The 12,351-nt window shown below is 69.0% G+C and carries 13 protein-coding genes and 1 riboswitch; of the genes, 7 read left to right on the top strand and 6 right to left on the bottom strand.

Going from position 1 to position 12,351, the window contains the following annotated elements:
- Positions 1 to 30: 30 nt before the first annotated feature.
- Positions 31 to 2,307, bottom strand: a complete 2,277-nt coding sequence (locus tag NL241_RS04745; RefSeq protein WP_487697278.1) for a helicase-associated domain-containing protein — start codon at positions 2,305 to 2,307, stop codon at positions 31 to 33.
- A gap of 56 nt (positions 2,308 to 2,363) precedes the next feature.
- On the opposite strand from NL241_RS04745, the gene NL241_RS04750 reads away from it, so the two are divergent.
- Genes NL241_RS04750 through NL241_RS04765 form a run of 4 tightly spaced genes read left to right on the top strand, consistent with a single transcriptional unit; the run spans position 2,364 to position 3,938 of the window.
- On the top strand, positions 2,364 to 2,552 hold the full coding sequence (locus tag NL241_RS04750; RefSeq protein WP_487697276.1) for a hypothetical protein: 189 nt from the start codon (positions 2,364 to 2,366) through the stop codon (positions 2,550 to 2,552).
- A 2-nt stretch (positions 2,553 to 2,554) separates the two neighbouring features.
- A complete protein-coding gene (gene moaC / locus NL241_RS04755; protein ID WP_487697274.1) occupies positions 2,555 to 3,040 on the top strand; it encodes a cyclic pyranopterin monophosphate synthase MoaC in 486 nt (161 codons plus the stop codon).
- Positions 3,037 to 3,516: a MogA/MoaB family molybdenum cofactor biosynthesis protein gene (locus NL241_RS04760; protein ID WP_494396911.1), complete on the top strand. Its 480-nt coding sequence runs from the start codon at positions 3,037 to 3,039 to the stop codon at positions 3,514 to 3,516. The genes moaC and NL241_RS04760 overlap by 4 nt, the downstream gene beginning before the upstream one ends.
- A complete protein-coding gene (locus tag NL241_RS04765) occupies positions 3,513 to 3,938 on the top strand; it encodes a molybdenum cofactor biosynthesis protein MoaE (RefSeq protein ID WP_487697271.1) in 426 nt (141 codons plus the stop codon). Before NL241_RS04760 ends, NL241_RS04765 begins: the two co-directional genes overlap by 4 nt.
- Positions 3,939 to 4,040: 102 nt before the next feature.
- Here NL241_RS04765 and NL241_RS04770 read toward each other — a convergent pair whose 3' ends face one another.
- The 4 genes from NL241_RS04770 to NL241_RS04785 all read right to left on the bottom strand — a co-directional run bounded on the left by NL241_RS04770 (position 4,041) and on the right by NL241_RS04785 (position 7,485).
- A complete protein-coding gene (locus tag NL241_RS04770; RefSeq protein ID WP_494396912.1) occupies positions 4,041 to 5,312 on the bottom strand; it encodes a transglycosylase family protein in 1,272 nt (423 codons plus the stop codon).
- A gap of 9 nt (positions 5,313 to 5,321) precedes the next feature.
- Positions 5,322 to 5,529: riboswitch (cyclic di-AMP (ydaO/yuaA leader) on the bottom strand.
- Positions 5,530 to 5,769: 240 nt separating this feature from the next.
- Entirely contained in the window at positions 5,770 to 6,042 is a 273-nt protein-coding gene (locus tag NL241_RS04775; RefSeq protein WP_494396913.1) for a MoaD/ThiS family protein, read from the bottom strand.
- Complete coding sequence (gene moaA, locus NL241_RS04780) at positions 6,035 to 7,087, bottom strand: GTP 3',8-cyclase MoaA (RefSeq protein ID WP_494396914.1); 1,053 nt, start codon at positions 7,085 to 7,087, stop codon at positions 6,035 to 6,037. Before moaA ends, NL241_RS04775 begins: the two co-directional genes overlap by 8 nt.
- Complete coding sequence (locus NL241_RS04785; RefSeq protein WP_494396915.1) at positions 7,084 to 7,485, bottom strand: YccF domain-containing protein; 402 nt, start codon at positions 7,483 to 7,485, stop codon at positions 7,084 to 7,086. Before NL241_RS04785 ends, moaA begins: the two co-directional genes overlap by 4 nt.
- 146 nt (positions 7,486 to 7,631) lie before the next feature.
- Between NL241_RS04785 and NL241_RS04790 the strand changes: the two genes are divergently transcribed.
- A complete protein-coding gene (locus NL241_RS04790; RefSeq protein ID WP_487696076.1) occupies positions 7,632 to 8,045 on the top strand; it encodes a cold-shock protein in 414 nt (137 codons plus the stop codon).
- A 29-nt stretch (positions 8,046 to 8,074) separates the two neighbouring features.
- Entirely contained in the window at positions 8,075 to 9,079 is a 1,005-nt protein-coding gene (locus NL241_RS04795; protein ID WP_494396916.1) for a glutathione S-transferase family protein, read from the top strand.
- 48 nt (positions 9,080 to 9,127) lie between these two features.
- On the opposite strand, the gene NL241_RS04800 is transcribed toward NL241_RS04795, so the two are convergent.
- Positions 9,128 to 11,449 (bottom strand): esterase-like activity of phytase family protein, encoded by a 2,322-nt coding sequence (locus tag NL241_RS04800; RefSeq protein WP_494396917.1) that lies wholly within the window; start codon positions 11,447 to 11,449, stop codon positions 9,128 to 9,130.
- A gap of 115 nt (positions 11,450 to 11,564) precedes the next feature.
- Here NL241_RS04800 and NL241_RS04805 point away from each other — a divergent pair, with 115 nt between their 5' ends.
- The gene (locus tag NL241_RS04805) at positions 11,565 to 12,335 is read left to right on the top strand and encodes a deoxyribonuclease IV (protein ID WP_487696079.1); all 771 of its coding nucleotides are present in this window, start codon (positions 11,565 to 11,567) and stop codon (positions 12,333 to 12,335) included.
- The last annotated feature ends 16 nt before the right edge of the window (positions 12,336 to 12,351 follow it).

The raw sequence follows: 12,351 nt of genomic DNA on the forward strand, positions 1-12,351 counted from the left end.
CTCTAGACGGCGCGAAGACATCCCCCATTATCAGTCTTCGGCCGACATCACCGACGTCACGCGATGGATAGCAAAGTCGCGCACCCGGCCGGACGCCGGATCGAAAGCCATCAACTGGCCGCCGCGCACCGAGATCGGCGCCACCACGCGCTGTGTGGCCACGCCCGCGGCGTCGATGTAACCGATGACGACGGAGGCCTGTCGATGTGCCGCTTGCTGCAGCAATGCCATTGCGCGGTGCGGATCCACCCGCTCGCCGCCAGACCCGGGCAGCGGCAGCGCCACCACCTTGCGCAGCACCGCCACCACGGCGGCCAGGGTGTCCCGGTTGGGCGCGCTGGGCAAAGGCCGGAAGAAGCGCCGGTGCGCAGGCGTGGGCACCCGGGCGCCGCGGGCACGCAGGTCGACGATGGCGCCGGAGGCGTCCTCGGCGGCCGGGGCCAGTCCGGCGTTGCGCAGCACCGCCAGCACCTCGGAGATGGCGGCCTGGGAGACCGCCACGGTGGGCGCCACCAACCGCAGCTCCAGTTGCGCTGCGCCGGGGAGGGCGAGCGCCTGGGTGAGCAGCGAAGGATCCTCGCACCGGATGAACGACGACGCCATGCCGATGCGCAGCTGACCGTGGCGGCGGGCCACGTCGTCGATCAGATACGTCAGCCCCTGGGGCACCGGCGTCTTGGAATGCTTGGCGAAGAACGCGTGCAGCGCGCTGGCGCTGCGGCCGGTGTCGAGTGCGCGGCGGATCGTCTGCTCGCTGACCCGGTACACCATCGCCGCACCCGCCGATTCCACGGTGGCCACCGAGGCCAGTTCCTCGGCAAGGTCACGCTCCAGCGGTCCCGGTACCACGATGGTGAGGTCGGCCTGCAGCAGGAAGTGGTCGATGGGTGGCGGCAGGACCTTCGTCATGGCCGCGATGGCGGCCTCGTCGGTGTTCTCGCCGGAGTGGTCGGTCAGCACGCGGCTCGGCGAGGTCAGCGCGCCGCGGCCGATGATGCCCAGGGCGTGGGCCTCCTCCAGGAGTTGTCCGACCGGCTCGGGTTGCAGCCGCGCCGCCCACCGCGGGCGCCGCCAGATCATCGACCGGGACGCCGACGCCGCGTCCACCCCGGCGCCGGCCGGCATCTCGGCGAGCACCGTCAGCAACAGCCGCCGGTCCAGCGGAGCGGCAGTGGAGTACAGCGCATCCGACAGCGCGGCGTAGGGCTTGTTGTCGGGTCCCCGGTGGCCGATCAGGCTGGGCCGGGCGGGCAGGGTCAGCCAGGTACCGGCGATCATGTGCCAGCGTTCGGCCACCGGCAGCTCCGCGAACCGGTCCGCGGCGATGGTGGGCGCCCAGAACGGCCCGGGGCCGCCGTCGTCGGGATCCGGATCGGGCATGCCGCTGGCGATCAGACCGGAAGCGGCCGACACCTCCAGGATGAGACCCAGGCGCGGTTCGCCGATGCCGGTGAGCTTGGTGAGCCGTTTCATGTCACGGACGCCGAGCCCACCGCTGCGCAGCTCGGGGATCGGGGTACCGCCCAGCGTCTCGAGCAGCACGTCGATATCGCGCATCAGGTCGATGACGGCTCCGGCCGCCACCGCGTCGACGTCCTTGACCGGGTTGGACGCGACGGCGGGTTCCGGGGCGGCCAGGTGCACCGGCCCGGGTTCCTCACCGCGCATCACCTGCCCGACCTGACGCGGCAGGATCACTGTCTCGTCGTCGACCTGGCGCAACAGGCCGGCGGCCAGTAGGCGGGGTACCGGGCGGTCGGCAGGGGTTCCCGGCGCGGCGTCACGGGTGCGACCCACCGGAGACCCCTCGAGCAGGCGCTCCAGCAGATCGCGTTGCGGGTCGTCGAGATCGGCCAGCAGCGCGGTGATCTGTTCCGCCGTGCGGGTGGGGTCCTCGAGGATGACCTGTCCCGGGTACCAGGGCAGCCCGGCAGCGGCCTCGGCGGACACCCGGACCTGCGGATCACCCCATGCCAGAGCGCGCTGGCGCAGGTCGTCGAGAGCCTGGAGGACAACGGGCTCGGGGGCCCGGCCCGCGACGAGTTCGACCAGCTTGGTCACCGGGACCGGGGTGGTGTCGGCATGCAGTACCAGCAGCGCGTCCAGCACGGCCAGACGCAGGAAGTCCAGCTCATCGGTGGCAGCCTTGACCGACTGACGTGCCTGTGCGCGAGCCGCCAGCGCCGAGATGCTGCCCGGCGGTGGTTGTGCCAGGTCGGGCCGCAACTCCAGCAGGCGGATGAGCCGCTCGTCAGGCAGGTCGGCCAGCCAGGCGCCGAGCGGGACGCCTGGGGTGTGCTTGGTCATCGATGACCAGCGTAAAACAGGTTCTCGTGCGCGCCATTCGTTCATCACCTGTCAGAATGGCTCCCGTGGCTGACAAGAAGAAGTATGTCGACAACGGCTGGCCCGAGGTCGGGCCCGATGACCACGCGGTGAGCGAACTCGTTTCCGACCGCACCGGGTCGCTCTCGCCCTTCGGTGACTTGGAGTTTCCGCTGCCGTTGTCGGAAATCCCGTACGTCCACCCGGTCACCGTCGTCAACAAGTAGCGGTGGCACGCGGCGCAGGGTCCAACCCCCTGTCGCACCTCGACGACCGGGGCGCGGCGCACATGGTCGACGTCTCGGACAAGACGGCCACCAAACGCACCGCGGTGGCGGCCGGCACGCTGCGGACCACCGCTGAAGTGGTGGGCCTGATCTCCTCAGGGGGACTGCCCAAAGGCGACGCACTGGCGACCGCGCGGGTGGCGGGCATCCTCGCCGCCAAGCGCACCAGCGACCTGATCCCGCTGTGTCACCACCTGGCGCTGACCGGGGTGGACATCGACTTCGAGGTGGGGCCCGAACACATCGACATCACGGCCACCGTCAAGACCACCGACCGCACCGGCGTGGAGATGGAGTCGCTGACCGCCGTGAGTGTCGCGGCGCTGACGGTGTACGACATGATCAAAGCCGTCGATCCGGCGGCGAGCATCCATGACGTGCGGGTGCTGAGCAAGGCCGGCGGGCGCACCGGAACCTGGACCCGATGACGCGAACCGCACAAGTGGTGATCGCCTCGACCCGCGCTTCCGCCGGCGTCTACGAGGACCGGTGCGGGCCGATCATCTCCGATTGGCTTGCCCAACATGACTTTTCACACCCTGACGTGCAGGTGGTGCCAGACGGCGATGCTGTCGGCGACGCGTTGCGCGCTGCGGTCGACGCGGGGACGGAGCTGGTGATCACCTCCGGTGGCACGGGTATCTCGCCGACGGATGCGACCCCCGCCCAGACCGCGGGGGTGCTCGATTACGAGATCCCGGGCCTGGCGGATGCGATCCGGCGCTCCGGGTTGCCCAAGGTGCCGACGGCGGTGCTCTCCCGCGGCCTGTGTGGGGTCGCCGGCCGCACGCTGATCATCAACCTGCCCGGCTCACCCGGCGGGGTGCGCGACGGGCTCACCGTGCTCACCGATGTGGTGCACCACGCGCTCGATCAGCTTGCCGGAGAGGACCATCGGCGATGACTCTGGTTCTGCGGGCCGCGCTCACCGAGGCGCCGATCTCGTTGAGCGAACACGAGCAGCTGGTTTCTCATGAGGCCGCCGGCGCCGTCGTGGGGTTCGCGGGTGTGGTGCGTGATCACGACGGCGGTAGGCAGGTGCTGCGGTTGGAGTACTCGGCGCACCCGCTGGCCGAGCAGACCATGGCCGAGGTCCTGGCCGAGATCGCCGCTGCGGCGGTGGGGGTACGGGCCATCGCGGCCAGTCATCGGGTGGGGCCGCTGGCCATCGGTGATGCGGCTCTGGTGGCCGCGGTGGCCGCCGATCACCGCAAGGCAGCCTTCGAGACCTGCGCGCTGCTGGTCGACCTCGTCAAAGAGCGGCTGCCCGTGTGGAAGCACCAGTTCTTCGGTGACGGTACCGACGAATGGGTCAACAGCGCCTGACTCGCTCATAGGGGCCACAAACAGTTCGAGACTGCGCCCAGGGCGGTGATGCACAGAGCATCACAACCCTGAACGCAGTCTCGACGACTGCTACGGGATCCCTCAGGCCGGCGGCAGCGGCGCGCCAGGAGCGGGCGGCAGCGGCGCGTCCGGAGCCGGCGGCAGCGGTGCTCCCGGAGCCGGGGGCAGGGGAGCGGGCTCGCCCGGAAGCGGCGCGGCCGGAGGAGGAGGCGGCGGCGCGGCGGCTGGAGCCGGCCCGGACGTCAGCGGACGCTGAGCCAGCGCGAGCAGCATGTCGCCACCACTGATCTCCTGCGTCTGAACCGCGTGCCACAGTTCCTTGAGGTAGGTGACGTTGGCGCCGTCCTGCGGGCCCACCGGAACCTCGCTGGCACCCGGCGGCAAGTTCTCCGGGCTCGGCAGGTGCGGGATCTCCTGCGGGACGGCGGGGATCTCGCCGCTGGCGATCTGGTTGGCGGCGTCGAAGGCAGCCGGAGGGACCGCGACGCCGTTGAGCGGCGCCAGCGGATCGGGGGCCGGAGCGGCCAGCGGAGCCGGAGCGGGCGGCAGAGGAGCCGGGGCGGGCGCGGGCGCCGGCGGCGGCGGCAGCGGCGCGGGCTCGGCCGGCGCCGGGACGGGAGCCAGCGGAGCCGGGGCGTCGAGCGACCACTGCTGGGGCGCGGCAGCCGGATCGGCGAACGTCCAGTCGGCGGCCGGGTCGGCAGCGGGGGCGGCCGGGGCCGGAACCGCGAGTGAGGCGTCGACGACCACGGCCGGATCAACCGGGGGCGCCGGTGGGGGCGGCGGCAGCAGCGGGGCCGGCGGCAGGGTCTCAGGAGCCGGGGTGAAGGCGACCGGGACCACGCCGGGAGCGGGGGGCAGCACCTCAGGGGCCGGCGGGGCCGGCGGCGGAGGAGGAAGCGGAGCCGCGGGCAGCGGCACGCCGTTGAGGCCGGCCGCATCCAGCGGGGCGTTCAGCGGTGCGGGATCGGCCACGACGTTGCGAGGAGTGGCACCGGAGAGTCCGCGGCCACACACCGGCCAGGCACCCTTGCCCTGGCTGGCCAGCACGCGCTCGGCGACGGCGATCTGCTCTTCTTTGGTGGCCAGGTGAGCCGACGGGGCGAATTCGCCGCCGCCGTGACCCGACCACGTGCTGGGGGCGAACTGCAGGCCACCCTGGTAGCCGTTGCCGGTGTTGATGGCCCAGTTGCCGCCGGATTCGCAGCTGGCCACGGTGTCCCACTCGCTGTCGGGAGCGGCGTTGGCCTGACCGGCGAGAGCGAGACTGCCTCCGCCGATCACTGCGCCCGTGAAGGCGACCTTCGCGACTGTTGTGGCCGATGTAGTGGGCTTACGATGCCGTCCACTCATAGGTCGGTGTTGTCCTCTCTGTGGCGCCTGCGAGGTCAGCTGTCGGGTTCGGGCTGGAGAGGTTGCCCGGCCGGCTGCAGCTGCTTCCAGCTGCCGTCGGCTTCACCCCAAGGAACCGCGGGGCGGTTCCATGTCGATCTCCGTGGGTACATCTCGGTGGACCGGGTGGGTCCCCCGCCTCCATCCATCTGTTTGTCGGACCCCGCCTACATGGATGGAGCTAGGCGCTGCAGGCGGGATGGGCCTGCCGCTGGGTAGATCTCGGCTGGCCTGGGAGTGAACGGTAATGCCTTCAAACCGACGCGTCACCTCGGCTCTGTCCTGGCGTTTCGGCGCTCGGCAAATCTTAAAAGGGCTCTAAAAGACCACTACGGGAAGACGTTTTCCCAGGTCCGATGGGCCGGCTATTCCCCCGTAGCCAGCTTGTTATCGAATCGTGATGTGATGTAAATCACGGCTATCCGCCGGCGAACGGGGGTAAGACGTCGACTGTCTGTCCCGATTCGATCACGGTCTGGGTGTCGCGGATTGCGATGCTGTCACAAAGGAATGAACACCGCTGCAGCACCCGGTCCAGTTGTGGATCACGACGGCTCAGTCCGGCAATCAGGTCGGCCACCGTCGTGCCCGCAGGCACGGTCACCTTCTCTTCGTCGACACCCGCCGCAGCCTTGGCCGCGGCGAAGTAGCGCACCACGAACGTGATGTCGGTGCCGGAACCCTCAGCCACCGATGGAACTCATCGGACGTGCCGGCTGGACGAAATCAGGGTCGTTGATGCCATGCCCGGCCGCCTTGCTCCACATCGCCGCGCGCCAGGCCTGCTCGACTGCCGCGTCGTCGGCCCCGCTGCGCAGCAGCACACGCAGGTCGGTCTCGGAGGTGGCGAACAAGCAGTTACGCACCTGACCGTCCGCGGTGAGGCGGGTGCGGTCGCAGGCGGCGCAGAACGCTTCAGAGACCGAGGCGATCACCCCGACGGTGGCAGGCCCGCCATCGACGCGCCACAGCGCCGCGGGAGCAGAGCCGCGCGGGCGTGGGTCGGGGGTGAGCGTGAAGTGGCGCGACAGGATGGTCCGGATGTCCTCGGCGGTCAACACCTCGCCCCGACGCCACTGGTGCCCGGCGTCCAGTGGCATCTGCTCGATGACCCGGAGTTGATAGTCGCGCGCCAGGCAGAACTCCAGCAGCGCCACCACATCGTCACGCCCGGTCGCCGGATCGAGTACCGCGTTGACCTTGATCGGGCCGAGCCCCGCCCGCTTGGCCGCCGCCAGGCCGTCGATCACGTCGGTGAGCCGGTTGCGGCGGGTGATGGCCGCGAAGTGGGCGGCGTCCACCGTGTCCAGGGACACGTTCACGCGGTTGAGTCCGGCCTTGGCCAGGCTGTCGGCACGCCGCGCCAAGCCGACCCCGTTGGTGGTGATCGCCATCTCGGGCCGGGGGGACAACGCGGCCGTCGCGGCCACGACGTCCTCGAGGTGCGGAACCAGGAGCGGCTCACCGCCGGTGAATCGCACGGTGGTGATGCCCAAGCGCGTCACCGCGATACGCAACAGCCGAACCAGTTCGTCGGGGCTCAACATCTGCGTGCGCGGCATCCACTCCAGGCCCTCGGCGGGCATGCAGTAGGTGCAGCGCAGGTTGCACCGATCGGTCAGCGAGACCCGCAGATCGGTGGCCACCCTGCCGAACGTGTCGATCAACGGGCCGTCGGCCGGAGCGGCGGGCAATGCCCGCTGCACCTGGGGGAGGCCCAGCGAGGTGACGGTCACAGAGACGCTCCCACGCGGCGGACGTCGTCCACCGGAACGATTTCTTTGCCCAGCGGCATCAACGACACCGGGATCAGCTTCAGGTTCGCGATCGCCAGCGGGATGCCGATGATCGTGACGGCCATGGCGACCGCGCTGACGATATGACCGATCGCCAGCCACACTCCGGCGACGATCACCCAGATGACATTGCCGATCAGGGCTCCGGACCCGGCGCCCGGCTTGTCGACGATGGTCCGGCCGAACGGCCACAGTGCATACGCCGCGATCCGCAGTGACGCGAATCCGAACGGAATGGTGATGATCAGGACAAAGCAGATCAACGCGGCCAACAGGTAGCCCAATGCCAACCAGAGGCCGCCGAAGATCAGCCAGATGACGTTCAATATCAGGCGCATCGCTCCTCCAGGGGTACCGCCAGCCTACCGAGTAACGCGGATGCTGGCCGGGGTGCCAGCCGAGTAGGATCAGCGTCATTGCGTCCTGCGCAGGCGGGACGCTTACTTATGTTGCCAAGACTCTGTCAGACAAGCAGGTGAGACCAGTGCCGACCGGCAAGGTGAAGTGGTACGACGCCGAGAAGGGCTTCGGCTTCCTCTCTCAGGAAGAAGGAGAGGACGTCTACGTCCGGTCCTCGGCGCTGCCCGCGGGCGTGGAAGGTCTCAAGGCCGGTCAGAAGGTCGAGTTCGGTGTGGCCGCCGGCCGGCGTGGGCCGCAGGCGCTGCAGGTCAAGCTGCTCGATCCGCCGCCCAGCCTGTCGCGCACCCGGCGTGAGGCTGCCGGCCCCGCCGAGCACAAGCACACCCCCGACGAACTGCACGGCATGGTCAACGACTTGATCACCCTGCTCGAAGGCACGGTTCAGCCCGAACTGCGCAAGGGCAAGTACCCCGACCGCAAGGTGGCGCGCCGGGTCTCCGAGGTGGTCAAGGCCGTCGCGCGCGAACTCGACGCGTAAACGCACGCCCGGTCGGGCAATCTAGCCGCATGGCTTACGTCGCCCAGGGCTCGGAGTTCAACCGGGACACCAACTACATCACCACCCGCATCACCGCCGACGGTCGTGACGGGTATCCCGTGGAGCCCGGGCGTTACCGGCTGATCGTGGCGCGGGCATGCCCATGGGCCAACCGGATGATCATCGTGCGCCGGCTGCTGGGCCTGGAGGACGTGTTGTCGATCGGTTTCTGCGGGCCGACGCACGACGAACGCAGCTGGACGTTCGACCTGGACCCCGGCGGCGTGGACCCGGTGCTGAAGATCCCGCGGCTGCAGGACGCGTACTTCGCCCGCTTCCCGGACTACCCGAAGGGCATCACGGTGCCCGCGATCGTCGAGATCGAGACGGGTCAGGTGGTGACCAACGACTTCGCGCAGATGTCGCTGGATCTGTCCACGGAGTGGTCGGCCCACCACCGCGACGGCGCCCCGCAGCTGTATCCCGAGCCGTTGCGCGCCGAGATCGACGAGGTGGCCAAGCGGATCTACACCGAGGTGAACAACGGGGTGTACCGCTGCGGGTTCGCCGGCTCACAGGACGCCTACGATGCGGCCTACGACCGGTTGTTCACCGCGCTGGACTGGCTCGAGGATCGGTTGTCGACGCAGCGGTACCTGGTGGGCGACACCATCACCGAGGCCGATGTGCGGTTGTTCACCACCTTGGCGCGGTTCGACCCGGTGTATCACGGCCACTTCAAGTGCAACCGGACAAAGCTGGCCGAGATGCCTGCGCTGTGGGGGTACGCCCGCGATCTTTTCCAGACCCCCGGCTTCGGCGACACCATTGATTTTGTGCAGATCAAGCAGCACTACTACATGGTGCACACCGACATCAACCCGACGAAGGTGGTGCCCAAGGGCCCGGATCTGGTCAACTGGCTGTCACCGCACGGCCGGGAGTCCCTGGGCGGCAGGCCTTTCGGTGACGGGACCCCACCGGGGACCACTCCTCCGGGTGAACAGGTGCCGCTGGGTCACGGAGCCAAGTGATTTCGGCGCGCTGGTAACCGCTCAGCGGTTACCAGCGCGCCGAAATCCCTAAACGACGGGGCCGAGGTCGAGGAACACCGTCTCGCCGCTGGCGTCGTCGAGCCCGTCGTTGTCGGTGACGACGTAGAGATTTCCGTTGCCGCCCACCGTCATTCCCTCGACCTTCTCCTGCACCCAGCCCTTGGTGGCCTGCAGATCCGGCAGCAGATCGCGCACCAGGGTCTTCGGCAACACCGGCGGGGCCTGGCCGGCCGAGGTCGAGCCCGCCTCGTCGGGGAGGCCCACCCGGTAGATAGCCTTGATCCGGGCGTCCGGGCCGTTCAGCTTGTCACGCTCGAGCACCAGCAGCGCGCCGTCGTGAACGGTGATCTCGGACAGCCCGATCCAATCGCCGTCGACGGCCGTGCTCTCCAGCTGATAGCCGAACCATTCCCACTCGCTGCTGCCCGGGGTGTACCGGCCGAGCCGGACGACTCCGGCCGGGTCGCCCTTGACCTCACGTTGCAGGGCCACCCAGACGATGTCACCGTCGACTGCAACTCCCTCCAGTCCCTGCCCGCCCAGACCCGCCGCGATCTCCTCCGGCAGCGTGATCCGCTCTTCGATGGCTCCGTCGGCCGCCACCCGGACCAGTTCGTTGCCGGGGCCTTCCTCACCTTCGACGGCAAGGTAGAACCCGCCGTCGGGCCGGGCCGAGATGCCTTCGACGTCGAGGGTGACCGGTGCGCCGTCCTCGGTGACCGGAAGGGCGCTGTCGATCAACACGGGCTGCTGCGAAACATCCACGCCCAGCACACGAGTGGGTCCGTAGGCGATGTCGGTGGCGGTGAACAGGCGGTTCGGGTCGGCCGGGTCGGCGCTGAGCGCACCGAGGGCTCCCCACGGGATCGGCGCGCCGTCGACGTCACCGGACACGATCGACGGGAACGCCACACCGCCCTGGGCGAAACCGTCGCCGTAGCCGTACACACTGACCGACGCGCGGACGCGCGCTTCGGCGTCGTCGGTCTCCGAGGAGATCACCAGCAGGTTCCGCTGCGGAATCGGGAGAGTGCCCTCCGGTCCCGGTGTCGTCGGCAGCATCTGGCGGAAGCGCGGCTCGGCCGGATCCGAAACATCATAGACGGCAACAAAGTTACTGCGTTCCGAGGCGACGAGCGCGACGGGTACGCCACCGATCTCGGTGATCGCCAGCCCCTCGGGTTCGGGACCCTTTGCCTCAGAACGGCCTTCGATGTGCATGCCGGTGCGCACGGCGAGCTGTTCGAAGGTGTTGCCTGCGTCCCACACCACCTCGCCGGTGCCGGCGTCGAAGATGGTCCAGCCGCGGGTGCCGCCTTTCCAGTCGCCCTCGTTGGCGGTGGCCACGTGCTGGTCGTCGATCCAGCCGATGGCATCGGGTTCGCGGGGCGACTCCTCGATCGAACCGGTTTGATCGATACTGCCGTCTTCTTTGGTGTCGATCCCGTTCACCGACTGCGTGCCCGCGCTGAATATCTTGCGCACCGTGCCGGTGAGGCCGTCGATGACGGCCACGCCGTTGTTCTCCTGCAGTGTGACCGCGATCTGGCCCCTGGAGTTGATACTGACGTATTCGGGTTCGAGGTCCTCGGGGGTGTCCAGTCCGGCGCTGCGGGCGGCCTCGACGTCGAAGTCGACGCGGCGTGACTTCCAGGCCTCCGGCGCGCCCTCGAGGTCGACGATCTGCACGAAACCCGTTGGTGGTTGGGGCAAATCGCCTTCCTCGCCGCCGTCGGGGGTGAACTCCTCGTCGCGCTGGTTCTCGATCGCGATCGCAGCGAAGCGGCCGTCTCCGCTCACCGCGATGGAGTCCGGCTGGCCCTGCAGATCGATGCTGCGCACGCGGGTGCGGTCGCTGATGCGGACCACGTCGACGCGCCCGCTCGGGTTGGCGAAGTCGCCGCCGGTGGTGTCGACGACGACGAGCACGAATTCGCCATGGGTGATCACCGAGGTGGGTTGATCATCTGCGTCACCGAGTTCGGCCAGCGACAGCACACCGAGCCCCTTCGGGGCTGCGGGGTCGGTGATGTCGACGAAACCGATCCGCTTCGCCGGAGCATCGGTGTAGATCACCACATTGCCGTCGTCGCTGACGGTGGAGATCTCGGCCACCGTCTCGGTGTCGATCGGCTCGGTCGGCGGCCTGTTCAGATAGACGGGGTAGGTGGCCTGCCGGTGGTAGCGCTCGGCGTCGGGAAGGTTCCAGTCGATCGGGGAGGTGGCACGCGGGGTGCTCGGGTTCTCCTGGGTTTCCGGTGCCTCGGACGACTCGGCGGAACACCCCGCCGCCAGCAGTGTGGTGGCGGCAGCGACCGCCAGGAAGCGTCCCGACTGAATTGCATTCATGGCGAGTGAGCTTTTCGGCCACAGGTGAGCCGACGGTGAATCACGGGTGGCTCGCAGATGTCGGGTAGTCGCCGACGGCCGGGGACTCGTCACACCCACGGATTAGGCTGGCGGCATGGCTTTACTGGGCGCACACGTCGATTCCACCGATCCGTTGACGGCGGCCGAGGCCATCGGTGCCGAGACCGTCCAGTTCTTCATGGGCGACCCTCAAGGCTGGAAGAAGCCGCCGCCGCATCCGCACGCCGACGCGCTGCGCGACAGCGATCTCGCCATCTACATTCACGCGCCGTATCTGATCAACGTGGCCAGCACCAACAACAAGATCCGCATCCCCAGCCGCAAGATGCTGCTGCAGCACGCCGAGGCCGCCGCCGGTATCGGAGCCAAAGGCCTGATCGTGCACGGGGGACACGTCACCGCCAAGGATGACCCGGCCGTCGGCGTGGAGAACTGGCGCAAGGCATTCGAACGGCAGGAGGAGGCCGGCGGGTTCCCGCTGCCGATCCTGATCGAGAACACCGCGGGTGGAGAGAACGCGATGGCCCGCAGGTTCGACCGCCTCGCCATGCTGTGGGATGCCGTCGGGCAGTACGAACCCGGCTTCGTGCTCGACACCTGCCACGCCTGGGCGGGCGGCGAGGAACTCGACCACATCGTCGACCGGGTCAAGGCGATCACGGGCCGGATCGACCTGATCCACGCCAACAACTCGCGCGACGCCTTCGACTCCGGCGCCGACCGGCACGCGAATTTTGATGCGGGAACCTTTGATTCGCAGGTCATCGCCGATATCTGCCGGGCAGCGGGTAGTGACGTGATCATCGAGACCCCGGGCGAGGGCATCGCGTCGGATCTGGAGTACCTGCGCACTCACGCGCGCTGACAGGCCGGCGCGTCGG

This window comes from Mycolicibacterium sp. SMGY-1XX (assembly GCF_059132455.1).